The sequence below is a fragment of the Phenylobacterium sp. genome, assembly GCF_041919955.1.
Lineage (GTDB): Bacteria > Pseudomonadota > Alphaproteobacteria > Caulobacterales > Caulobacteraceae > Phenylobacterium.
Genome location: NZ_JAYRSU010000001.1, coordinates 25,150 through 49,065 on the forward strand (window position 1 = coordinate 25,150; position 23,916 = coordinate 49,065).

The 23,916-nt window shown below is 68.8% G+C and carries 17 protein-coding genes; 10 read left to right on the top strand and 7 right to left on the bottom strand.

Annotated elements, in window-relative coordinates:
* Positions 1-76: 76 nt before the first annotated feature.
* Positions 77-928, bottom strand: coding sequence for a hypothetical protein (locus tag ACE3T2_RS00115; protein WP_374653421.1), 852 nt, complete (start codon positions 926-928; stop codon positions 77-79).
* 263 nt (positions 929-1,191) lie between these two features.
* Between ACE3T2_RS00115 and ACE3T2_RS00120 the strand changes: the two genes are divergently transcribed.
* Positions 1,192-2,154: an acetyl-CoA carboxylase carboxyltransferase subunit alpha gene (locus ACE3T2_RS00120; protein ID WP_374653423.1), complete on the top strand. Its 963-nt coding sequence runs from the start codon at positions 1,192-1,194 to the stop codon at positions 2,152-2,154.
* Positions 2,155-2,248: 94 nt separating this feature from the next.
* Positions 2,249-3,244, top strand: coding sequence for an NAD(P)H-dependent flavin oxidoreductase (locus ACE3T2_RS00125; RefSeq protein WP_374653425.1), 996 nt, complete (start codon positions 2,249-2,251; stop codon positions 3,242-3,244).
* A 136-nt stretch (positions 3,245-3,380) separates the two neighbouring features.
* Here ACE3T2_RS00125 and ACE3T2_RS00130 read toward each other — a convergent pair whose 3' ends face one another.
* Both ACE3T2_RS00130 and ACE3T2_RS00135 read right to left on the bottom strand, forming a co-directional pair.
* A complete protein-coding gene (locus ACE3T2_RS00130; RefSeq protein WP_374653427.1) occupies positions 3,381-6,308 on the bottom strand; it encodes a TonB-dependent receptor plug domain-containing protein in 2,928 nt (975 codons plus the stop codon).
* Between the two features lie 323 nt (positions 6,309-6,631).
* On the bottom strand, positions 6,632-7,639 hold the full coding sequence (locus tag ACE3T2_RS00135; protein ID WP_374653429.1) for a beta-eliminating lyase-related protein: 1,008 nt from the start codon (positions 7,637-7,639) through the stop codon (positions 6,632-6,634).
* Positions 7,640-7,738: 99 nt separating this feature from the next.
* On the opposite strand from ACE3T2_RS00135, the gene ACE3T2_RS00140 reads away from it, so the two are divergent.
* Positions 7,739-10,051 carry an ATP-binding protein gene (locus ACE3T2_RS00140; RefSeq protein ID WP_374653431.1) on the top strand — a complete coding sequence of 771 codons (2,313 nt, stop codon included), beginning with the start codon at positions 7,739-7,741 and terminating at the stop codon, positions 10,049-10,051.
* A gap of 12 nt (positions 10,052-10,063) precedes the next feature.
* On the opposite strand, the gene ACE3T2_RS00145 is transcribed toward ACE3T2_RS00140, so the two are convergent.
* Both ACE3T2_RS00145 and ACE3T2_RS00150 read right to left on the bottom strand, forming a co-directional pair.
* Entirely contained in the window at positions 10,064-11,206 is a 1,143-nt protein-coding gene (locus ACE3T2_RS00145; RefSeq protein WP_374653433.1) for an epoxide hydrolase family protein, read from the bottom strand.
* 121 nt (positions 11,207-11,327) lie between these two features.
* Positions 11,328-11,933 carry a TetR/AcrR family transcriptional regulator gene (locus tag ACE3T2_RS00150; protein WP_374653435.1) on the bottom strand — a complete coding sequence of 202 codons (606 nt, stop codon included), beginning with the start codon at positions 11,931-11,933 and terminating at the stop codon, positions 11,328-11,330.
* Positions 11,934-12,014: 81 nt separating this feature from the next.
* On the opposite strand from ACE3T2_RS00150, the gene ACE3T2_RS00155 reads away from it, so the two are divergent.
* The 7 genes from ACE3T2_RS00155 to ACE3T2_RS00185 all read left to right on the top strand — a co-directional run bounded on the left by ACE3T2_RS00155 (position 12,015) and on the right by ACE3T2_RS00185 (position 20,267).
* The gene (locus ACE3T2_RS00155) at positions 12,015-13,058 is read left to right on the top strand and encodes a DUF2855 family protein (RefSeq protein WP_374653437.1); all 1,044 of its coding nucleotides are present in this window, start codon (positions 12,015-12,017) and stop codon (positions 13,056-13,058) included.
* Positions 13,059-13,093: 35 nt separating this feature from the next.
* Positions 13,094-14,485 carry a carotenoid oxygenase family protein gene (locus ACE3T2_RS00160; RefSeq protein WP_374653439.1) on the top strand — a complete coding sequence of 464 codons (1,392 nt, stop codon included), beginning with the start codon at positions 13,094-13,096 and terminating at the stop codon, positions 14,483-14,485.
* 177 nt (positions 14,486-14,662) lie between these two features.
* A complete protein-coding gene (locus ACE3T2_RS00165) occupies positions 14,663-15,046 on the top strand; it encodes a nuclear transport factor 2 family protein (RefSeq protein WP_374653441.1) in 384 nt (127 codons plus the stop codon).
* Positions 15,043-15,387: a hypothetical protein gene (locus ACE3T2_RS00170; protein WP_374653443.1), complete on the top strand. Its 345-nt coding sequence runs from the start codon at positions 15,043-15,045 to the stop codon at positions 15,385-15,387. Before ACE3T2_RS00165 ends, ACE3T2_RS00170 begins: the two co-directional genes overlap by 4 nt.
* Positions 15,388-15,555: 168 nt before the next feature.
* Entirely contained in the window at positions 15,556-17,223 is a 1,668-nt protein-coding gene (gene leuA, locus ACE3T2_RS00175; protein ID WP_374653445.1) for a 2-isopropylmalate synthase, read from the top strand.
* Positions 17,224-17,373: 150 nt separating this feature from the next.
* Entirely contained in the window at positions 17,374-18,762 is a 1,389-nt protein-coding gene (locus ACE3T2_RS00180) for a DUF4139 domain-containing protein (RefSeq protein ID WP_374653447.1), read from the top strand.
* Positions 18,759-20,267 carry a DUF4139 domain-containing protein gene (locus ACE3T2_RS00185; RefSeq protein ID WP_374653449.1) on the top strand — a complete coding sequence of 503 codons (1,509 nt, stop codon included), beginning with the start codon at positions 18,759-18,761 and terminating at the stop codon, positions 20,265-20,267. Before ACE3T2_RS00180 ends, ACE3T2_RS00185 begins: the two co-directional genes overlap by 4 nt.
* On the opposite strand, the gene ACE3T2_RS00190 is transcribed toward ACE3T2_RS00185, so the two are convergent.
* Positions 20,264-21,085 (bottom strand): class I SAM-dependent methyltransferase, encoded by an 822-nt coding sequence (locus ACE3T2_RS00190; RefSeq protein ID WP_374653451.1) that lies wholly within the window; start codon positions 21,083-21,085, stop codon positions 20,264-20,266. The two genes, ACE3T2_RS00185 and ACE3T2_RS00190, sit on opposite strands and share 4 nt — an antisense overlap.
* Before the next feature lie 12 nt (positions 21,086-21,097).
* Positions 21,098-23,863, bottom strand: a complete 2,766-nt coding sequence (gene secA / locus ACE3T2_RS00195) for a preprotein translocase subunit SecA (RefSeq protein WP_374653453.1) — start codon at positions 23,861-23,863, stop codon at positions 21,098-21,100.
* Positions 23,864-23,916 lie beyond the last annotated feature (53 nt).

The following is a 23,916-nucleotide window of genomic DNA, read 5'->3' on the forward strand; positions in this document are numbered from 1 at the left end:
GGGAGCAATATCAGGTGTCATCCCGGCTGGAGCGTGGCGGAAGGCCGGGATGACACCTTGAGTTCGCCTAGTCTCGCTACCCGGTGATCCGATAGCGACCGTCCGGATCGGGGCAGACGCGGACGTAGCGGTATTCATCGCCGGCGACCGGGGCAGGAGCCAGGCGGCAGCGCTGGTTGCTGTAGTAGCTGTAGTCGTAGCGGCCGGAGCGGCGGGCGCGGTCGTAGTCGCTCTCGCGGTACGGGATCGTCTGGTCGTAGCTGTAGTAGTAGCCGCGATCGTCGCACTTGGCCGAGGCGCGGCCGACGCCGACCCCGATGCCGCCGCCGACCAGGGCCCCGAGCACCGCGCCTTCGGTGCGGGCGTTGCGGGCGGCGATGTTGGAGCCCAGCGCGCCGCCGATCAGGGCGCCGATCAGGCCGCCGGCCACCGAGTTGTTGTCACGGCGGTTGCGGCAGGACGGGTCGGAACTGACGTAGGAGGCGTCGCGGCCGTAATCGTCGGCGCTCCAGGCCGGCGGCGGGCCGTAGCGGCGCTCATAGGCCCCATAGCCCCAGCGCCGGTCGTAGGCGGCGCGGGCGCGGTTGTACTCGGACAGGCGGCGGTCGTACTCGGCGCGGCTGTCGTAGGATGCGTCGGAGCCGTAGCGGTTCGCGTCCCAGCGCGCGTTGTCCCAGATCGGGGCCGGGCCATAGGCGCGTTCATAGGCGCCGTAGCCCCAACGGCGGTCGTAGCTTTCGCGCTGGCGTTCCCATTGGGCGCGGCGGACCTCGTAGTCGCGGCGCGCGGCGTCGTAGTCGGCGCGGTCGTTGTCGTACTGGCGCAGATCCTGACGGTACTGGTCGGTCGGCTGATACTGATACTGGGCGAGGGCGGCCGGCGGGGCCACGGAAAGCGCCGCTGTCGCCGCCAGTGCGATCTTGAGCATTCGCATAGGTTGGCTCCTCGAAAGACCCGCCGGGGCGGGCAAGCTGCGAGGGGGATCCGCCGGCCTCCCGCCGGGCGTCGGTCGGCTCGACCTCGGCTATGAGAACGTGGGTCGGTGGGAGCCGGTTGCACGGCGGCCCGTTCGTTGTTGGATCGGGCCGGCTTGACGCAGACGCCGCGATGGCCGTTCCTCGTACTTGTGAGGCGAACGCTAGGGCACTAGTTTCCGCCGCTTCTGCAAACGGTACAGAGAAGATTCCTCGAATGGCCGCACACTATCTCGAGTTCGAGCGCCCCATCGCCGACCTCGAAGCGAAGATCGAGGAACTGTCCAAGCTGTCGGAGACGACCGGCTCGGGCGCGCTGGACGCCGAGATCGCCGCCTTGCGCGCGCGGGCCCAGGAGGTCCGCAAACAAGCCTATTCCAAGCTGGACGCCTGGCAGAAGACCCAGGTCGCCCGCCATCCCGACCGGCCGCACTTCGTCGACTACTGCGCCGGCCTGATCGACGAGTTCGTCGAGCTGCGCGGCGACCGCAAGTTCGCCGACGACCAGGCGATCATGGGCGGCCTCGGGCGCTTCCGCGGCCAGCCGGTGGTGGTGATGGGCCACGAGAAGGGCCGCGACACGGTCGGCCGGGTGAAGCACAATTTCGGCTATGCGCGGCCCGAGGGCTATCGCAAGGCCATCCGCCTGATGGAGCTGGCCGAGCGCTTCAAGCTGCCGGTGATCAGTTTCGTCGACACCCCCGCGGCCTATCCGGGCGTGGGCTCGGAAGAACGCGGCGTGGCCGAGGCCATCGCCCGCTCGACCGAGAAGTGCCTGCTGCTGGAGACGCCGATGATCGCGGTGGTGACCGGCGAGGGCGGCTCGGGCGGGGCGCTGGGCATCGCCTGCGGCAACCGGGTGCTGATCCTGGAGCACGCGATCTATTCGGTGATCCCGCCGGAAGGCGCCAACTCGATTCTCTGGCGCGGCGCGCGCACGGCCGAGGAAGCGGCCAAGGCGATGAAGATCACCGCCCAGGACCTGATCGGCATGAAGATCGTCGACCGGATCATCGACGAGCCGGCTGGCGGCGCGCACGCCGACAAGGACGCGACGGTCAAGGCCGTGGGCGACGCCGTCGAGGACGAGCTCTCCAAGCTCGCGGGCCTGTCGGTGGACGCCCTGCGCAAGCAACGGGCGGACCGCTTCTACGCGATCGGGCGCTCTGGGCTGCAATAGGGCCCAGCGCGCGCGGAGCCTTCGCCTAAACAGACTTGCCTGACGCCGCGTCGGCGGCTTCATTGTCTTCCAAACAAACGTTTGGGAGCGCGCCATGGCCTTGAAGACCCGTTTCACCGAGCTCGTGGGGGTCGAGCGCCCGATCGTGCAGGGCGGCATGCAGTGGGTCGGGCGCGCCGAGTTGGTGGCGGCCGTGGCCAACGCCGGGGGCCTGGGCTTCATCACCGCCCTCACCCAGTCGACCCCGGACGACCTGCGACGCGAGATCGACCGCTGCCGCAAGCTGACCGACAAGCCGTTCGGGGTGAACCTGACCATCCTGCCGGCGATCAGCCCGCCGCCCTATGCGGAGTACCGCCAGGCGATCATCGACAGCGGGGTCAAGATCGTCGAGACGGCCGGCTATAAGCCCCAGGAGCACGTCGACCACTTCAAGGCCCACGGGATCAAGGTGATCCACAAGTGCACGGCGGTCCGCCACGCGCTGTCGGCTGAACGGATGGGCGTGGACGCCATCTCGATCGACGGCTTCGAATGCGCCGGACACCCGGGCGAGGACGACATTCCCGGCCTGATCCTGATCCCGGCGGCGGCCGAGAAGGTGAAGATCCCGATGATCGCCTCGGGCGGCTTCGGCGACGCGCGCGGCCTGGTCGCCGCCCTGGCGCTGGGCGCGGACGGCGTGAACATGGGCACCCGCTTCATGTGCACGGTCGAGAGCCCGATCCATCAGAAGGTGAAGGAGCAGATCGTCGCCAACGACGAGCGGGCCACGAACCTGATCTTCCGCACCATGCACAACACCGCGCGGGTGGCGAAGAACGCGGTCTCGGACGAGGTCGTAGCCATCGAGCGCCGCGGCGGCGCCAAGTTCGAGGACGTGAAGGACCTGGTCGCCGGCGCCCGTGGGCGGGTGGTCTACGAGGCCGGCGATCCCGAGCACGGCATCTGGTCGGCGGGCATGGTCCAGGGCCTGATCCACGACATCCCGACCTGCGCCGAACTGGTCGGCCGCATCGTGCGCGAGGCCGAGGAAATCATCGAGGGCCGCCTGGCGGGCATGCTCCAGCGCCGAGCCGTGCCGGCGTAAGGGCGCCTCCATAGCCGAGATAAAGAAAACCCGCCGAGGCTCGCGCCCCGGCGGGTTTTTCCTGCTCTCCAGGCCGCGGCGGGGATTCCGCCGAAGGCCGGTGGTTCGCCCGCCCCCGGAGGAGCGGGCGTTCGCCTTAGTAGCGCAGGGTCGCGCCGACGTAGAAGTAACGGCCGCGGTTGTCGTACTGCGACGAGCCGGTGCCGATGCCCTGATAGGTTTCGGGCAGCATCGGCGGGGTTTCGTCGGTCACGTTCTGGATGCCGCCGCGCAGATCGATCTGATCGTTGAGGCGGTAACGCGCGCGCACGTCATGCTTGTAGTAGTCGCCGGTGTAGTACGGCGTCAGAGCGGTCGGGGCGAACGACGTCGTCGAGGCCATCGAGCCGATGTAGTTCGTGGTCCACGACAGGCTGAGGTTCTCGCGGGTCCACTGGATGGTCGCCTGGGCCTTCCACTCCGGCGTCGCGTTGGTGATGGTGTTCGCGAACTGGGTGTAGGCCTGGCCCGGCAGGCCCTGCAGGGCCCACTTGTACATCCACGTCGCGTCGACCCGGAAGGCGAAGTCGCCGTAGTCCTTGTCGAACAGGTCGGCCGTGCGGAAGCCGTACTGCAGCGAGGCGTCGTAACCCTCGACCTTCACCTTGGCCACGTTCTGGTTGGTCAGGATGATCTCGATCACGCCGCCCGGCTTGGCGCCGCCGTTGGTCCCGGTCGGGTCACGACGCACGAGCGCGCAATAGGCGTTCGAGGCGTAGGGCTGGGCGTTGTCGTAGCAGAGGTTGGTCAGCAGGGTGTTGATCGGGATCGTGCCGACCTGGTCCTCGATGTTGTACTTGAACCAGTCCAGCGAGAACTGCAGGCCCTCGATCCAGCGCGGCTGGATGACGACGCCGACCTGATAGGTGTTGGCCGTTTCCGGACCGAGGTCCGGGTTGCCGCCCTGCAGCAGCGGGGTCGACGGGCGGCCGGTGCCGATGTTCGACTCGAAGGTCGCCGCGTTCCAGCCCGGGATGGCGGCGGCGCAGGTCACGTTGCGGGCCGACTTCTGGGCCGCGGTGGCGGCGGCGTAGTTGGCCTTGTCGCACGGGTCCTGGGCCGGGGCGCTGGCCGAGGTGAAGTTGCGGCTTTGCGGCGAGTACAGCTCGACGATGTTCGGCGCGCGGACGGCGGTGCCCTGGTTGGCGCGGAAGCGGATGTCCTTCACCGGCGCCCATTCGATGGCCACGCGGTACTGGTCGGTCTTGCCGATGGTCGAGTAGTCGGCCAGGCGGCCGGCGGCCTCGACGGTCAGCTCATGGGCGAACGGCAGGTCGCGCAGCAGCGGAACGCGCAGTTCGGCGTAGGCTTCCTTGGTGTCGTATTCGCCAGCGCGGGTGCCGATCGAGTTGAAGAACAGCGCGCCCGCGGCGCCGCGGGCGTCCTGGGCGAAGAAGCTCTCTTCCTTGCGATACTCGGCGCCCATGGCGAAGCCGACCGGGCCGGCCGGGAGTTCGAAGAGGTCGGTGGCGATGTTCGCCGCGACGACCGTCTGCTTCACTTCCTGGTCGGTGTAGGAGAAGCCGTTGGCCCACAGGACCGAGGCTTGCGACGGGCCGTTGACCAGATCCCACGGCACGCAGCCGGCGGCGCGGGCGACCGGGTCGGCGCAGACGATCTGGCCGCCGACGTTGATCGCGTCGACCGCCTGCTGGACGCGGGCGAGGTTCGGGATGTTGTACGAGGTGGTGGTGCCGGTGGTCTTGCCGAACTGGGCGTACCAATCCCAGTTGAACTTGCGCGACAGGGCCTCGAAGCCGCCTTCCATGCCGATCACGTAGCGCTGGGTGCTGCGCTCGGTCTTCACGTCGCGGTTGCCGAACTCACGCCAGGTCTTGCCGATCTGGACGGTGGTGCTGCGGTCCAGGGTGCGGCCGGCCGCGAGCCACTCGGTACGCAGGGCCGAGGCCGTGGCGCCGGCGCCGTTCAGGTAGGCGTTGTCGCCGCGGAAGACGATCGGCATGGTGCCGCCGCCGACCGCGTTGGAGAAGGCCGGCGAGAAGTAGCCATAGCCGTCGACACGCGAATAGAGGATGTCGGCGAACGCCTTGACGTTCTCGGACAGCTGATAGTCGACGTAGGTGCGGAAGGTGCCGCGGGCCGACTTCGCCTGGAAGGCGGTGTAGTCGGCGCCGTAGAACAGGGCCTCGTCCTGGCAGGTCGGCTGGACGGTCGGCGTAGAGCAGGCGGCGCTGAGGCGCACGACCTTGGTCGGATCGCGCACGTCGAGCACGACCGAGCGGGTCGGCGTCAGCTGGAACGTGGCGTATTGCGAGCTGTTGGAGCGGCTCGCCATGATCGAGGGCTGCGGGCTCTTGGTGTTGTCGCGGCGCAGGCCCGGATAGGCCCAGTCGCGGTCACGCTGGAACACGGGCTCCTGGCGCGAGACTTCGCCGCCGACCAGGACGTTCAGCTTGTCGTCGAGGAACTTGCCGCCCCACAGGCCGGCGATGCGGAATTCCTGGCCGTCGCCCTCCTGGGACGTGCCGACCTGCGCATCGAGCTCCAGGCCGTCGTGCTGCTTCTTCATGATGAAGTTGACGACGCCGGCGATGGCTTCCGAGCCGTAGACCGCCGAGGCGCCGCCCGCGACGGTTTCAACCCGCTCGACCATCATCGACGGGATCAGGTTGAGGTCGACCGCGGGGGACGAGGCGTCGGAGAACACCATCCGGCGGCCGTCCATCAGCACCAGGGTGCGGGTCGCGCCCAGGCCGCGGATGTCGGCGCGGGCCTGACCGGCCAGGAACAGCGTCGAGGACGAGTTCTGGGCGTTGGTGTTGGCGTTGATGGTCGGGATGTCGAGCAGGGTCTCGGCCAGCGAGACGTTGCCGGCCTCGCGGATCTGCTCGCTGCTGACGACCGATAGCGGCACCGGGGCGTTGAAGGTGTCGCGACGGATGCGCGAACCGGTGACGACGATTTCTTCGACGGCGACGTCGTTCTGGGCCGAGGCATAGGTCGGGACGGCGACGCTCGCCGCCGCAACGGAACCGAGCAGGACGGTTCGAAGCGCGTTCTTCATTACAACTTTCATCTGGCCCCCCGGCCTTTGTTGGGACGAAAAAGACGCCGGGTTGGGGACCGACGCCTTGGCCGTCGCACACGCTCATCGCAGGTGGCGTCACTCCCAAGTGACAACCGAGGCGCGTGTCGTTACGGCGGAGGGGCAAGCTGTCACGCAGGTGTTACGCTCGCAAACGGAAAGTGACAGCTCTGCAATGGAGTTGACGCAGTTCTGACGGAAATGCGTCACGGTGCGGTCATTCGGTCACACATGTAAGCGTGACCGGAAAAAATTGCCCCGATGTGACGTTTTTGGGGTGTATGACGCCCGCTGGGCGCGCCCTAGGCGATTGCGTCGAGCGTCTGCGCCAGCTCGTCGACCGTTTCGGGTGTTACGGCCCAGGAACACATGAAGCGCACCGAGCCGTCGAGGAAGCGGTAGGCGAACCAGCCGGCGGCGTGCAGGCGGGCGAGGGCCTCGTCGTCCATGCGCACGAAGACGGCGTTGGCCTCGACCGGGTGGGCGAGGGGAAAGGGCATGGCGGCGGCCAGGCGGCGGGCCATGGCGTTGGCGTGGGCGGCGCGGGCGGTGAAGGCGCCGCTTTCGAGCATGCCGATGAACGGAGCCGCGTAGAACCGGCCCTTGGAGGGCAGTTGGCCGCTCTGCTTCAGGCGTGCATCGAAGCGGCGGACAAGGGCGCGGTCGAAGATCACCACCGTCTCGGTCGGCGGCATGCCGGCCTTGGCGCCGCCGATCACCAGGATGTCGACGCCGAGCCGGGCGATGGATTTGAGGTCGAAGCCGGCGGCCGCGGCGTTGGCCAGGCGCGCGCCGTCGAGATGGACGCCCAGCCCCTTGGCCTTGGCGGCCCGGATCAGGGCGGCGAGCTGGTCCTGAGAATAGACGGTCCCGTACTCGGTGGCGTTGGTCAGGGAGAGCGCGGCGGGCGACTGGCGGTGCGAGACGTCGGGCTGGGCCAGCGGGGCGGCGAGCGCGGCCGGGTCGATACGGCCCGACGCGCCCGGAAGGCCGATCAGGCCCAGGCCGTGGCCGAAGAATCCGGGGGCGCCGGTCTCGTCCGTGCAGACGTGCGCGTGCTCGTGGGCGATCACCGCTTCGAACGGGCGGCAGAGGGCGGCCAGGGCCACGGCGTTGGCGGCGGTGCCTGAGGCCACGAAGCGCACCTCGGCGTCGGCGTCGAGCAGGGCGCGGACAGCGTCGGCGGCGCGGGCGCTGACGTGATCGGTTCCGTACCCCGAGGCGAAGCCGGAATTTGCGGCGACGATCGCCTCCATGGCTTCGGGCGCGGCGGGGGCGGTGTTGTCGGAAGCGAAATCGTAGCGGGCCATGGGCGCCTTCGTAGCGCGGCCTCACGCCACGGCGAAGCCCGGAGTTTTCTGCTTTTTCATAGTCGCGGGGCATGGTGCCGCCCGGGGGGAGCGTAGCGCATGGGTGGTACCGAATCGGCCGACCTGACGTCGCGGCTGGCGAGCGTGGCCCGGCTGACGCCGCATTCGGTGGTGCTGTGCGATCCGGCCGGGCGGATCGATTGGGTCAACGACGGCTTCACGGCCATGACCGGCTATGAGCTGGACGAGGTGAAGGGACGCACGCTTGCCGAGGTGGTGCGCTCTCCCGACGCCGATCCCGAGGCCTGGGCGATCATGGACGAGGCGGCGGCGGCCGGCGAAGGCTTCCGCACCGAGGTCGTCGATCAGACCAAGGACGGGCGGCGCATCCACGTCGACGTCGACATGCGGCCGAGCTTCGCGGCCGACGGAACGCTCGACGGATTCATCGTGATCACCGCGGACATCTCGGCCGCACACGCCACGCGTGAGCGGCTGAACGCCACGTCGCTGGCGCTGAAGTCGGCCGGCCGGATGGCGCGGCTGGGCGGCTGGGAGGTCGACCTGAACGGCGGCGTGGTGCGCTGGAGCCCGGAGCTGGGCGAGCTGCTGGGCCGCAAGACCCATGTCGAGAACCACATCGCGTCCCTCGAGATCTATGCGCCCAGCGAGCGTGAATGGGTGCTGGAGCACGTGCGCCAAGCCATCCGCACCGGCGAACGGATCGACTTCGAGGCGCGGGCGATCGGGGCCGGCGGAGAGCCGATCTGGCTGCGGGTGATGGGCGAGCCGCGGATGGTCGACGGGCGCTGCGTGGCGCTGCACGGCGCCAGCCAGGACGTCACCGCCCAGCACGATGCGATCGCCGAACTGCGCGAGTCCGAGCGCTTCGGCCGCGGCGTGATCGACGGCCTGCCGGCGCTGCTGACGGTGATCGACGAAACCGGGGCGATCATCGCGGCCAATTCGGCGTTCAAGGAGCTGGGCGCGGCGATCACCCAGACCGACGTCTATCCCATGGGGCGCAACCTGTTTTCGGTGTTCGAGCGGTTGCCCGGGGGGCGCGGCAAGCTGCTGACCCGCGGCGTGCGCTCGGTGCTTGAGGGGCAGGCCGACAGTTTCACCCGGGCCTATCAGGCGCGCGACGGCGAGTGGTTCAGGCTGATCGCCGCGCGGTTCCAGGGCGAGGGGCCGGTGCGATGCGTGGTGGTCACACAGTCGATCGAGGACATCAAACGTTCCGAGCGGCGGCTGAAGGAGTTGAACCAGCGACTGCGCAAGGCGCGCGACGCGGCCAATGCGGCCAACGCCGCCAAGTCGGCCTTCCTGGCCACCATGAGCCACGAGATCCGCACGCCGCTGAACGGGGTGCTGGGCATGGCCCAGGCCATGGCCCGCGACGAGCTGTCCGACCGCCAGCGCGGGCGGCTGGACGTCGTGCGCCAGGCCGGCGAGACCCTGCTGGCGCTGCTCAACGACCTTCTGGACCTGTCGCGGATCGAGGCCGGGCGGCTGGAACTGGAGGACGGGGTCGTCGACATCGTCGCCCTGATGCAGGGGGTGGCCGCCACCTTCGGCCCGCTGGCCGACGAGAAGGGGCTGCACCTTGAGCTGGAGGTCGAGCCGGCCCTGAACGGCGTCTGGGCCGGCGATCCGACCCGGGTGCGCCAGATCGTGCACAACCTGGTGTCCAACGCGGTGAAGTTCACCGCTGCGGGCCGTGTGCGGGTGCGGGCTTTGCGGCGCGCCGGCAGGCTGGTCTGCGAGGTGTCCGACACCGGGCCCGGCATCGCGCCGGAGCGTCAGAGTTCGCTGTTCCAGAAGTTCGTGCAGGAGGACGCCTCGACCACCCGCCGCTTCGGCGGCTCGGGACTGGGTCTGGCCATCTGCCGCGAGCTGACCGAGCTGATGGGCGGGACCATCGCGGTCGCCTCGCAGCCCGGCGAGGGCGCCGTCTTCACCGTGGCCCTGCCGCTGATCCGGGCGAAGACGGCGCCGAGCCTGACGCCGCAGGCCGCCGCGCCGACGCCGGCGGACGGGCTGCGGGTGCTGGCGGCCGAGGACAATCCCGTCAACCAGACGGTGCTGAAGACCCTGCTGGGGCAGCTCGGCGTCGAGGTCGTCTGCGTGGCCGACGGCGAGGCCGCGGTCGAGGCCGCAGCCCAGGGCGGGTGGGACGTGATCCTGATGGACGTGCAGATGCCGGTGATGGACGGCCCGACGGCCACGCGCCTGATCCGCGCCCGCGAGGCGACAGAAGGCGGCGCGAGGGTCCCGATCATCGCCCTGACCGCCAACGCCATGGCCCACCAGGAAGCGGAGTACCTGGAGGCCGGCATGGACGCCCTGGTGCCAAAGCCGCTGGAGGTGGCGCGGTTGGTGAGCGCGCTGGCGGCGGTGGGGCGGGAGTAGGGTTCGGCGGCCTTAGAGGTCGCGCGCCCATTCGCGCACGTCGGCGACGAAGAGGTCGGGTTCTTCCATGGCGGCGAAGTGGCCGCCACGGGGCTGCTCGGTCCAGCGGACGAGGTTGTAGGCGCGCTCGGCCCAGGAGCGGGGCGGGGCCGAATAGAGCGGTTCGCCCGGGAAGTTGGCGAAGGCGGTCGGGGTCTGGCAGCGCTCGCCCTCGGCCAGCATCGGGCTGCGCTCCTCCATCAGGCCGCGATAGTACCAGGCGCCGGTCGTGAAGCTGCCGGTCATGACGTAGATCATGATGTTGGTCAGCAGGCGGTCCTTGGGATGGACCTGCTCGAACGGGCGCTGGCTGAGGTCGGACCAGTCGTGGAACCGCTCGGCGATCCAGGCGGCCTGGCCGACCGGGTTGCCGGCGCCCAGCCAGGCCAGAGACTGGGGCTTGGAGGCCTGGAGCCGGAAATAGGCGCCCATCAGGTCCATCATCGACCCCTGGCGCGCGATCCAGGTCATCTCGTCCTCGGTCTTGGGGCCGCCGGCCGGGCGGAAGGCCATCATGTTAAGGTGGATGGCCAGCACGTTCCCGCCGTGCTCGTGGCCGAGCCACGAGGTGACCATCGCGCCCCAGTCGCCGCCCTGGGCGCGATAGGTGTGGTAGCCGAGCACCTCGGTCATCAGGGTGTTGAACAGCCGCGCGGTCGTGCGCTGGCCGATCGGACGGGACGGCTTGGACGAGAAGCCGAAGCCCGGGAGGGAGGGGATGACGAGGTCGAAGGCGTCTTCGGCCCGGCCGCCGAACCGGCTGGGGAAGGCGAGCTTCTCGATCACGCCCCAGAATTCGTAGTGCGAGCCGGGCCAGCCGTGGGTGATCAGCAGCGGCCGCTTGCCCCCAGCCTCGCCGACCACGTGCAGGAAATGGAGGTCGTAGTCCTCTACCCGGGCGATGAACTGCGGGAACCGGTTGAGGTCGGCGACCGCCGCACGCCAGTCGTAGCGCTCGGTCCAGTGCTCGCAGAGGTCCCTCAGGAAACCGCCGTCGCAGCCGTAGACCCAGCCGTTGTCGAACGCCGGCGCGGGCGGCCAGGGATAGGCGCGGACCTGATCCAGCACCACCTGGACGGACTCGTCGCTCCAGGCGACCTCGAACGGCTGGACCATGTGAATTCCCCCAACTTCTCGTTGCGGTGAAGTTGGCGCGGTTGCCCCTGGGGGCGTCAAGGGGGCTGCCGGCCGAACTTGTCATGGATCCCGGTCTTGCTTCGCAGACCGGGATGACGCGTCAGGCGCCGCCCGGCCGCAGGCCCTTGGCGAGGGTGTGGCCGAGCTGGCGGCTGAGGGTGCGGGCCGCGCCCTTGGGCAACTTGCCGGCCAGTTCCAGGGTGACGGCCCCATGGGTGGCGGCCCAGTACATCAGGCCGATCTCGCTGGCGTCGCCCTGCATGACGCCCGACTCGACCAGGCCGCGGATATAGGCCGACTGCATGGCGTTGGCGCGGGCGGCGGCGGCGACGAGGTCGGGATAGTCCTTCTCGTGCGGCTGGTTCAGGTCGAACATCAGCTTGTAGGTCTGGGGATGGGCGAAGGCGAAATCGAGATAGGCCTCGCCGACCGCGGTGCTCTTGGCCTTGGCGCTGCCCTGGGTCTTGGTCAGCGCGGTCTCCAGCGCCTCGGCGAAGCGGTTGAAGCCGTTGGTGCGCACCGCCGCCAGGATGTCTTCCTTGTCGGTGAAATAGCGGTACGGCGTCATCGGGCTGACGCCCAGTTCGGAGGCCAGCTGGCGCATGGTCACGGCGTCCGGGCCCTTCTCGGCGAACAGCTTTTCGGCCGCCTCGCAGAGGCGTTCGCGGAAGTCGGCGACGTCGGATTCGGACAGGACGCGAGGCATTTCGGACTCGAGCGAAGAAAAGGGCTTGTCCTGGGGTAACTCTTACGCAATAAATTTACAACGTAAAAAGGCGAGGAAGCGATGTCGCACTGGGACGTGCTCGTAGCGCGGAACGATCTGGGCCGTGTGGAACTGCGCGATACGGCGGCCAAGGCGCTGGCCGAGGGCGAGGCCAGGCTGGAGGTCGAACGGTTCGCCCTGACCGCCAACAACATCACCTATGGCGCGATCGGCGACGCCTTCGGCTACTGGAAATTCTTCCCGGCCGAGGGCGACTGGGGCCAGATCCCGGTCTGGGGTTTCGCCCGCGTGGTCGAGAGCCGTGCGCCCGACGCGCCGGTCGGCCTGCGCCTGTTCGGCTACCTGCCGATGTCGAGCCACATGACCGCGCGGCTGTTGAAGGGCCGTGGCGGCTATATCGACGCCGCCCCGCACCGGGCCGAACTGCCGCCGACCTACAACGCCTATGCGCAGGCGCCCGAGGACGACCTGGACGACCATCGCGCGCTGCTGCGGCCGCTCTTCATGACCTCGTGGCTGCTGGACGACTTCCTGGCGGAGGATCCGGCGATCCGGACGCTGGTGCTGTCGAGCGCGTCGAGCAAGACGGCGATGGGCCTGGCCTGGTTCGCCAGGCGGCGCGGGCTGAAGGTCGTCGGCCTGACGTCGGCCTCGCGTGCGGAGCTGCTGAGCGGGCTCGGCCTTTACGACGCGGTGGTTCCCTACGAGCGGGCCGGCAGCGTGATCGGATCGGGCGTGGCCTATGTCGACTTCGCGGGCGATCCGAAGGTGACGGCCGCCGTGCACGAGGGCCTGGGCGAGGACCTGGCGCGCAGCATCATCGTCGGCGGCACCCACTGGCAGGCCGACCGCACGCCCCAGGACATGCCCGGTCCCGACCGCGTGCTGTTCTTCGCCCCTGACCAGATCCGCAAGCGGGTCGCCGAGTGGGGACCCGAGGCGATGGACGGACGGTTCATGGAGGCGCTGCGCGCGTTCTGCGCAGAGGCCTCGTGGCTGAAGCTGAAGCAGGTCTCCGGCCCGGACGCCCTGCTGGCCGCGTATCGCGAGGTGCTGGACGGCCGCGCCAGCCCCGACGAGGGCATCATCATCCGCCCGGCCTGAACGCCGGGAAAACCATAGAGAGGGAGAAGACGCAGATGGACGGCGAAGTTCGCATCAATCCGTATCTGGCCGGCAATTTCGCGCCGGTCCGCAGCGAGGACGACTTCGATCTCGTGGTGAAGGGCGAAATCCCCAAGGGCCTGCGCGGCACGCTCTACCGCACCGGCCCGAACCCGCAGTTCGAGCCGCGGGGCGACTACCATTGGTTCTCGGGCGACGGCATGGTCCACGCCTTCCACGTCGAGGACGGCAAGGTCGGATACCGCAACCGCTATGTGCGCACGCCCAAGTGGGAAGCGGAGAACGCGGCGGGCCGGGCGCTGTGGGGCGCGTTCGGCAATCCGGCGACCACCGATCCCAGCGTGCTGGGCAAGGACAGCGGCGGGGTGGCCAACACCAACATCGTCTTCCATGCCGGCAAGCTGCTGGCGCTGGAGGAAGGCCACCTGCCCTTCGAGATGCAGCCCCGGAGCCTGGAGTCCAAGGGACCGGCGGAGACCTACAAGGGCCGCGTGACCGCGCACCCGAAGATCGACCCCAAGACCGGCGAGATGGTCTGGTTCGGCTACGGCATCGGGCCGATGCCGTTCGGCACGGGCATCAGCTACGGCGTCACCAACGCCGCCGGCGAGGTGGTGCGGCGCGACGACTTCGAGGCGCCCTATTCCTCGATGATCCACGATTTCCTGGTGACCGAGAACTATGTCGCCTTCCCGGTGCTGCCGCTGACCGGCAGCCTGGAGCGGGCGATGAAGGGCCTGCCGGCCTTCGCCTGGGAGCCGGACAAGGGCAATCACGTGGCGGTGATGCGCCGCGACGGCGACGTCTCGTCGATCCGCTGGTTCAACGCCCCCTCGTCCTATGTCTTCCACCCGATGAACGCCTGGGAGGAAGACGGCAAGCTGGTGGCCGACGTGTTCGAATATCCGGCCGCGCCGCTGTTCCCCAACGCCGACGGATCGCCCGGGCAGAAGACCGCCGCACGTATGGTGCGCTGGACCTTCGACCTGTCGGGCAATTCGGACGCCATCAAGGTCGAGCCGATCGACGACCTGGACGGCGAGTTCCCGCGCTTCGACGAGCGGTTCGCCGGGAGCGCCTATCGCCATGGCTGGTATGCGGCCGATCCGGGCGGCGCCAAGACGATCAAGCAGAGCGCCATCGCCCACCTGGACCTGAAGACCGGCAAGCGCCAGGTCTATGAGCTGTCCGGCGGGGACATGACGTCCGAGCCGGTGTTCACCCCGCGCTCGGAAGGCGCCGACGAGGGCGACGGCTGGCTGACCGCGGTGGTCTGGCGGGCGGCCGAGAACCGCAGCGATTTCCTGGTTTTCGACGCCCTGGACGTCGCCAAGGGCCCGATCGGAACCGCCGAACTGCCGCGCCGCGTGCCGTTCGGGTTCCACGGGAACTGGGTGTCGGAGTAGGCCCCTCGCGTGTCATCCCGGACGGCGCCAAGCGCTTGTTCGGGGGACATTCGCGCCGCGCTGTGTGCTCTGAGGCGGACGAAGCCGCATCCTGCGTGATCTGGTGTTCATGGGTCCCGGTCTTCGGCTGCGCCGAAACCGGGATGACACTGAGTGCCGTGTGGTAAGGCTCAGGGCATGACCGCCCCCGAAGACGCCATCCGCGCCCGCCGCAAGCTGACCAACAAGCTGATCGCCGCGCATGATGCGCGGCGGCTGGCGCCGTTCTTCGACCCTGGCGCGACCCTGATCTCCGGCGAGGGCGGCCTGCTGATGGGCGCCCCCGCGATCCTCGCCGCGTTCGAGGCGCAGTTCGCCGATCCGAGCTTCGTGACCTATGCGCGCACGACCCAGGACGTGGCGCTCGACCCGGCCGGCGAGCGGGCGGCCGAGACCGGGACCTGGCTGGCGACCTGGAAGGACGCGAGTTCGAGCGGCCCCTATCTGGCGGCCTGGAAGAAGGTGCGCGGCCAGTGGGTGATCGAGAGCGAGACCTTTGTCACGACGGGGTCGGGCGCGTGACGAGCTACGATTTCATCCACCTCGATGCTCTCCAGCTCATCATCTTTGGCTACATGCTGTACGGAGGGTGGGCGGCGACGCTGCTCTGCTTGCTTTTCGGGGGCCTGATGCTCCGGGACGGACGGCGCCGCGCGGCGGCGCTTGCAGCGCTCGGAGGCTTGCTGCCTCTGATCCACCTCCTGTTCTGGACGTTTTTCGGCGCCGCCCTGTTTCCAGACGTGAGGACGAACGACAGCAACGTGTCGGCCGTGTTCGCGGTAAACGCGATCTCGATGTATGGCCCGCTCTCGATCGTGGCCGTGGCTTTCGTGCGCATGCAATTGAAGCAGCGTCGCGGTTGAACCTGCCGCCGGCCGCCGCTATGAAGGCGGCATGGTCAGCGCCTTTGCAGCCCTGCTCCGCGTCACGCGACTTACCGGCGGCCGCCGGACCTAAAGGGCTGCCCCGGCGGCGGCACGCAAGCCTCACAATCTGTCTTCCTGTACGCCTCCCTGTGAGAGAGCCGCTCCATGCTGCGCGACCCGTCCGTCAAGTATCGTCCCTTTCCGCCCGTCGACCTGCCTGACCGCCAATGGCCGTCGAAGGTCGTCACCAAGGCCCCCCGCTGGCTCTCGACCGACCTGCGCGACGGCAACCAGGCGCTCGCCGACCCGATGAACGCCGAGAAGAAGCAGCGCTTCTTCGACCTGCTGGTCGCCATCGGCCTGAAGGAGATCGAGGTCGGCTTCCCTTCGGCCGGGGCCACGGAGTTCGACTTCATCCGCGGCCTGATCGACCAGGGGCGCGTGCCGGACGACGTGATGATCCAGGTGCTGACCCAGTCGCGGCGCGACCTGATCGAGCGCAGCTTCGAGAGCCTGGAGGGCGCGCGCGCAGCGACCGTGCACCTCTACAACGCCATCTCGCCGGTCTGGCGCGAGGTGGTGTTCGGCCTGGACCGGGCGGGCGTGAAGGCTCTGGCCGTCGAGGGCGCGCGGATCATGCGCGAGCAGGCGGAGAAGCGGCCGGGCACGGACTGGAGCTATGAATATAGCCCCGAAACCTTCTCGACCGCCGAGCTCGAGTTCAGCCTGGAGGTCTGCGAGGCGGTGATGGATGTCCTGGAGCCGACGCCCGAAAAGCCGGTGATCCTGAACCTGCCGGCGACCATCGAGGCGGCAGGTCCCAACGTCTATGCCGACCAGGTGGAGTGGATGCACCGGCGCCTGTCGCGGCGCGACAGCGTAGTGATCTCTGTCCATCCGCACAACGACCGCGGCACCGGGGTGGCGGCGGCGGAACTGGCGGTGATGGCCGGCGCCGACCGGGTCGAGGGCTGCCTGTTCGGCAATGGCGAGCGGACCGGCAATGTCGACCTGGTGACCCTGGCGCTGAACCTCTACACCCAGGGCGTCGATCCGGGGCTGGATTTCTCGGACATGGAGACCGTCGTGAAGACGGTCGAATACTGCAACCAGTTGCCGGTGCACCCGCGCCATCCCTATGGCGGGGAGCTGGTGTTCACGGCGTTCTCCGGCAGCCACCAGGACGCGATCAAGAAGGGCTTCGAGGCGCGGGCCCGGCGCAATGACGAGGTCTGGGCCATGCCCTACCTGCCGATCGATCCGGCCGACCTGGGCGGCAATTACGAGGCGGTCATCCGGGTCAATTCGCAGTCGGGCAAGGGCGGCGTCGCCTGGGTGCTGCAGCAGGACAAGGGGCTGAAGCTGCCCAAGCCGATGCAGGCCGACTTCAGCCGCGTGGTGCAGCAACTGGCCGACGAGACCAGCCAGGAGCTGACCACCGCGGATATCTGGGGCGCGTTCGAGCGGGCCTATCGCCTGACGCCGGGCCAGCGCTTCGAGCTGGTCAGCTTCGAGGAGACCGGCGTCTCGCGCAGCGACGGCCAACGCCTGTTCGTCGGCGAACTGCGGCTGGACGGACGCGAGATCACCATCCGCGGCCGCGGCAACGGGCTGATCTCCAGCCTGCTGGCGGCCCTGGAGAGCGACTGCGGCGTGAAGCTGGACGTCAGCGACTTCCAGGAGCACGCCATCGGCGCGGGTGGCGACGCCATGGCCGCGGCCTATGTCCAGTGCCGAACGGGCGACGGGCGCACGATCTTCGGCGTCGGCATGGACGCGGACGTGGCGACCGCCTCGGTGCGGGCCGTGCTCAGCGCGGCGAACGGAGTGTAGGACGCAGACTTTCGCTCGCCCCGGAGAAGGCCGGTCACGGAGCCCAGCCTTCTCCGGCCGCAACGCGTAGGTTCAAGATCACCGACCCGGCCGGCTGGCCGCCTCGACTTGGTTCATCGGTTGTGCGAGCGTCTTGCGTGCAACGGAGGGGTGAGCGTCTTGCGGGCATGGATAGGGGCGGCGCTGGCCGTGGCGGTCGGAACTTCGGCGAGCGCGGCCGATCGCGACCTTTCGCTGACGATCTACAACTCCAACCTGGCCCTGGTGCAGGACGTGCGCAGCCAGGACGTCGCCGCGGGGCGCCAGCGGCTGGAGTTTCGTGACGTTTCGGCCCAGATCCGGCCCGAGACCGTGGCCCTGGCCGGGCGGGACATCGCAATCGTCGAACAGAACTTCGACTACGATCTGCTGACGCCGGCTAAGCTGATGGAGAAGGCCGTCGGCAAGCAGGTGCAGGTCGTGCGCACCAATCCGGCCACCGGCGCGCAGACGACCGAGACGGCGACGGTGCTGTCGGTCAACCAGGGCGTGGTTCTGCGTATCGGCGACCGCATCGAGGTTCTGCGCGAGGACGGCGTGCCGACCCGGGTGATCTTCGACAAGATCCCGGAGAACCTGCGGGCGCGCCCGACGCTGTCGGTGACGGTGCAGGCGGCGAGCGCCGGGCGGCGCGACACGACGCTGCGCTACCTGACCCATGGCCTGTCCTGGAAGGCCGACTATGTGGCGGTGTTCGACGAAAAGGCCGGTAAACTGGACTTGCAGGGCTGGGTGACGCTGAGCAACAGCTCGGGCGTGGACTATCCTGAGGCCAGGACGCAACTCGTCGCCGGCAACGTCAATCTGGAGGGCGGGTACCAGCCCTATGCGCAGCAGCCGAGGCCCTCGCGCGGGATGACCAGCGGCGGGACCGAGGCCAGCGGCGGACAGGCCATCGCCGACTACTACGTCTATCCGCTGGCCGAGCGGACGACCGTGGCCAATAACCAGACCAAGCAGGTCAGCTTCCTGGACGTGACCGGCGGTCAGGCGCGCAAGGCGTACGAATATCGCGCCCGCGGCTTCGAGAGCCAGCAGGAGCCGGCCCATGCCGACGTGGCGCTGCAGTTCGCCAATTCGCGGGCGGGCGGCCTGGGCGCGCAACTGCCGGCCGGCGTTGTGCGGGTCTACATGCGCGACGGCGCCGGCGAGGCCAAGTTCATCGGCGAGAACCGCATCGACCACACGCCGCAAGGGTCCGAACTGTCGGTGAAGACCGGCGAGGCGTTCGACGTGACCGTGCTGCCGACCCTGGTCTCGGTCAAGCCGCTGGGCGTCTGGAAGGACCGCACGCGCTACGAGATGCGCTACCTGGTGCGCAATGCGCGCAAGGCGCCGGCCACGGTGAACATCCGCCAGATGGGCATGTGGGGCGAGGTGAAGCTGATCGCCGAGAGCCAGCCGGGCCGCAGGCTGGACGCTCATTCGATGGCTTGGGACGTCACCGCCCCGGCTGAGGGAGAGAAGGAGCTGACTTTCACCGTCGAGGTCGGCTGGTGAAGCCGCTCGCGCCATTATTGGCGCTGCTGGTCCTGCCCGGGGCGGCGCGGGCGCAGGCCGCCGTGGTCTCGGATGCGCCGCAGGCGGTGGCGGTGACCATCTATCGCGACGGGCCGGTGGAGACGGCGCGGCTGCGATACGCCCCGCCGCAGGAAGGCTTGGCGCTGGTCACCGAAACACGGCGTCTCGACCTGCCGGCCGGACGCTCGGTGGTGAAGTTCCGCGGCGTGGCCGAGCGGATCATTCCCCAGACCGCAACCCTGGAAGGCCTGAAGGCGCAGGTGGTGGAGCGCAACGCCGACTACGATCTGCTGAGCCCGGCGGCGCTGATGGTCAAGTCGGTCGGGCGCACCGTGCGGATCGTGCGGACCGATCCGGCGACGGGTCGGGTGACCGAGCGGCCGGCGGTGGTGCGGGCGGCGGGCGACGGCGTCGTGCTGGAGATCGACGGCAAACTGGAGGCGTTGGGTTGCGCAGGCCTGCCCGAGCGTATCGTGTTCGATGACGTGCCGCCGAGTCTGGCGGCCGATCCCACCTTCTCGATGGTGGTCGAGAGTGAGAAGGGCGGGCCGCAGGACGTGCGGCTGAGCTACCTGGCGACCGGGCTGAGCTGGTCGGCCGACTATGTGGCGACGCTGTCGGCGGACGGGCGCAGCATCGACCTGTTCGGCTGGATCACCCTGGCCAATATGAGCGGCGCGCGGTTCGGCGAGACGCCGACACATGTGGTGGCCGGCGACCTGTCGCGGGACGACGGAACGCGGCCGATAGACCCGCCCTGGGCCTCCGCACCCCGGCTCTGCTGGGCGTCGGGCGTGGCGCCGTCCGGCGGGCCGCCGATTCCACCGCTGCCGGTTCCGCGGGCGGAACGGCGCTTGGAGGCTGTCGAGGAAGTCGTCGTGACCGGCATGGCCCGGCAGAGCGACCTCGGCGACTACAAGCTCTACAGCCTGCCGGAGGCGACCAGCATCGCCGCGCGGCAGATCAAGCAGGTGGCCTTCCTGCACCAGCCCAGGGTGGCCGTGCAGCGGGTCTACGCCTTCGACTACGACGGCGGGGACGAGGCGGAGCCGGCCCGTGTGCTGTTGCGGCTGGACAACCGCGTCGCCGAGGGGCTCGGAAAGCCGCTGCCGGCCGGCTCGGTCGCGGTGATGGAGCCCGCCGCCGGCGGCGGGACCATCCTGGCGGGCGAGGATCGGCTCGAGCGCGACCTGCCGGTGGGTTTGAAGGGCGACCTGGAGATCGGGCAGGCGATCGACGTCACGGTCGAGCCGCGGATCGTCGAGGAGAAGCATGTCGACGGTCGCGAGCGACGCACGGTGGAGGTCGAGATCCTCAACAGGAAGCCGCATCCGGTGCGCGTGGAATACCGACACAGGATGGCAGGGCAGGGGCGGCTGGTGGCTGGGCCCCGACCGCAGGAGGCGAGCGCGGGCGATCTGCTGTGGCGGCTGGACCTGCCGGCGAGCAGCCGCAAAGTGCTGCGCTACGCGGTGGCGAACTAGGGCAGCAGGCGCGAGAAGAAGCCCCGGCGTGGCGCCGCAGGCAACGGCGCGCGGCGCACCTCTCCAGGCGGCTGGTGGTCGCCCGAGAGGTCCGGCAGCGGCCCCTTTCGCGATACCAGGACCTCGATGTATTCCGCGCGGATGCCGCGGCCGATGTCGTCGATGGTGAAGACGGTCGTGCTCATACCGCTGGCGCGATCCCACCAGGCGGCGATGTCATAGCCCCAATCCACGGTGACCAGGGCGCCGTCGGCGCTCATCGGGTTGCCGTGATAGACCGGCTCCAAGAGGTGTTCGACCGAGCCGTCGGGGCGGCGTCTGGCGCGGCGCACCGACGGCTTTTCCTTGTTCACGATCGGTACGGTGCAGATGTGCAGGCCGCCCGGCTTCAAGGTGCGGGCGATCTCGCGCACCGCCAGGTCGGGCGCGAAGACGTGTTCCATGACGTCCTGGGTGACGACCAGGTCGAACGTCTCGTCCTCGAAAGTCTGGCGCTCCAGATCCTCGGAGCGCCAGCCGCCGGTCGGATGGACAGACCCCCAGGGGATCGACGGGTCATACTGGCTGGCGAGATAGCCCGGCGCCTGATCGGCCAGCCGGCGGCTGGCCGCTGTGCCCGGCGAGCTCTCATGGATGGCGAGCTTGCGCCAGTCGGGCCGCAGCTGGGCGAGCACCGAGAACAGAGCCCGCTCGCGCGGCTGCGAGCCGCACGACAGGCAGAGGAAATGGTCGCGCAGCCAGGCGTCCTTGGAGGCGAAGGTCGCCGGCTGCTCGCAGACCGGGCAGCGGCCTTCGACCTCGAGGACGTACTCCGCCACGGCCGGGACGCCTTAGACCAGCGCCCCGTGGCAGTGCTTGAACTTCTTGCCCGAGCCGCAGGGGCAGGGAGCGTTGCGGCCGGTGTGCTCCCAGCCGTCCGGCAGCGCGGTGATCGGCAGGGCCTGACGCTGTTCGGCCGACAGGCCGTCCGGCAGGGCGCCCATCTGGGCGATGTTCTCGCCGGTCAGCGGGTCCATGTGGACTTCGGTCAGGCCGGCCAGGGGCGCGACCGGCTCGACCGGCTCGGCGAACTGGAACTCGACCGTCATCAGCCAGCGGGTGACGTTCTGGCGCAGGTCGACCAGCAGCTTCTCGAACAGCGAGAAGGCCTCGGTCTTGTACTCGTTCAGCGGGTCGCGCTGGCCGTAGCCGCGCAGGCCGATGACGTTGCGCAGGTGGTCGAGGTGCATCAGGTGCTCGCGCCACTGAAGATCGATCATCTGCAGCAGGAAGCTCTTTTCCAGGCCCCGCATCTGCTCGGGGCTGATCATCTGCTCGCGCTCGGCGGCGCGCTCATCGGCCGCCTTCTGCAGGCGCTCCTGGAACTCCTCGTTGGCGATGCCCTCTTCCGCGGCCCAGTCGGCCAGCGGCAGGTCGAGGCCCAGCAGTTCCTTTACGCGCTCGGTCAGGCCGGCGATGTCCCACTGTTCGGCATAGGCCTTGGGCGGCAGGTGGCGCTCGACCAGGTCGGCGACAGTGTCCTGGCGCATCTCGGTGATGATTTCCGAGAGGTCGGCGGCGGTCATGAACTCGGCGCGCTGCTCGAACACGGCCTTGCGCTGGTCGTTCACGACGTCGTCGTACTTGAGCAGGTTCTTGCGGATTTCGTAGTTGCGCTGCTCGACGCGCTTCTGGGCCTTCTCGATGGCCGCGTTCAGCCACTTGTGGGTGATCGCCTCGCCGTCCTGGACGCCGAAGGTGCGCATGATGGCGTCCAGGCGCTCGCCGGCGAAGATGCGCAGCAGATCGTCTTCGCAGGAGAGGAAGAACTTGGAGTGGCCAGGGTCGCCCTGACGGCCGGTCCGGCCGCGGAGCTGGTTGTCGATGCGGCGGCTTTCGTGGCGCTCGGTGCCGAGCACGTAGAGGCCGCCGGCGGCGAGGGCCTGTTCCTTCAGGGCCTTGGTTTCGGCCTCGATGCGCTGGCGCTCCTCAGCGGCGGCTTCGGGGGTGACCTCGATGCCGAGGCCCTTCTGCTCGTCGCGCCACTTGAGCACGCGGATGTCGATGTTGCCGCCCAACTGGATGTCGGTGCCGCGGCCGGCCATGTTGGTGGCGATGGTGACGGCGCCGGGCACGCCGGCGTCGGCCACGATCAGCGCTTCCTGTTCGTGATAGCGGGCGTTCAGCACGTTGTGCGGAATGCCGTTCTGCTTCTTGCCGTTGTGCTCGAACTTGTGGGCCTTCAGCAGCTCGGAAAGCTGTTCGGACTTCTCGATCGAGACCGTGCCGACCAGGATCGGTTGGCCGCGGACATAGCATTCCTCGATCTGCTTGATGATCGCGCGGTTCTTCTCGTCGGCCGTGCGATAGACCTCGTCGTCGTCGTCGATGCGCGCGACGGGACGGTTGGTCGGGATCTCGGCCACGTCCATCTTGTAGATGTCGCCGAATTCCTGAGCCTCGGTGGCCGCGGTGCCGGTCATGCCCGACAGCTTGGTGTAGAGGCGGAAGTAGTTCTGGATGGTGACCGAGGCCAGGGTCTGGTTCTCGGGCTGGATATGGGCGCCTTCCTTGGCCTCGATGGCCTGGTGCAGGCCCTCGGACAGGCGGCGGCCATGCATCATGCGGCCGGTGAACTCGTCGATCAGGATCACCTCGCCGTCGCGGACGATGTAGTCCTTCTCGCGGGTGTAGAGGACGTTGGCGCGCAGCGCCTGGTTCACGTGGTGGACGATCGAGACATTGGCCGCGTCATAGAGCCCGGCCGAGTCGGGCTCCAGGTGGCCGCCGGCCACCAGCATCTCCTCGACGGTCTCGGAGCCTTCCTCGGTCAGGATGACCTGGCGCTGCTTCTCGTCGTGGTCGAACGTCGCCGGGTTCTGGATCAGCTCTTTGATGACCAGGTCGATGGTCTTGTAGAGCTCGCTGCGGTCCTCGGTCGGGCCGGAGATGATCAGCGGGGTGCGGGCTTCGTCGATCAGGATGGAGTCGACTTCGTCGACGATCACGAAGTGATGGCCGCGCTGCACCATCTCGCTGGCGTCGTAGACCAGGTTGTCGCGCAGGTAGTCGAAGCCGAACTCGTTGTTCGTGCCATAGGTGATGTCGGCCTGGTAGGCGGCCTGGCGCTGGCTCTGGCTGAGGCCATGGACGATGACGCCGGTCGACAGACCGAGGAAGCCGTAGACCTGGGCCATCCAGTCGCCGTGCAGCTGGGCCAGGTAGTCGTTGACGGTGATGACGTGCACGCCCTTGCCGGCGAGCGCGTTCAGGTAGACGGGCGAGGTGGCGACCAGGGTCTTGCCTTCACCGGTCCGCATCTCGGCGATGCCGCCGTTGTGCAGCACCATGCCGCCGACCATCTGGACGTCGAAATGCCGCTGGCCCAGGACGCGCTTGGAGGCCTCGCGCACGACGGCGAAGGCCTCTTCGAGAATCTGGTCGAGGGTCTCGCCGGCGGCCAGGCGGTCCTTGAACTCCTGGGTCTTGGCGCGCAGCTCGTCGTCGGAGAGCGCCTGCATCTTCGGCTCGAAAGCGTTGATCTTGGCGACCCGCGCGTTGAGAGCCTTGACCTTGCGGTCGTTTGAAGAGCCGAAGAAGCGTTGGAAGATGCTCAAGGGAAGTCGTTCCGGATTGCGGGAGGGGCCCGGCGGGGCCCTGTCTGGCCTGC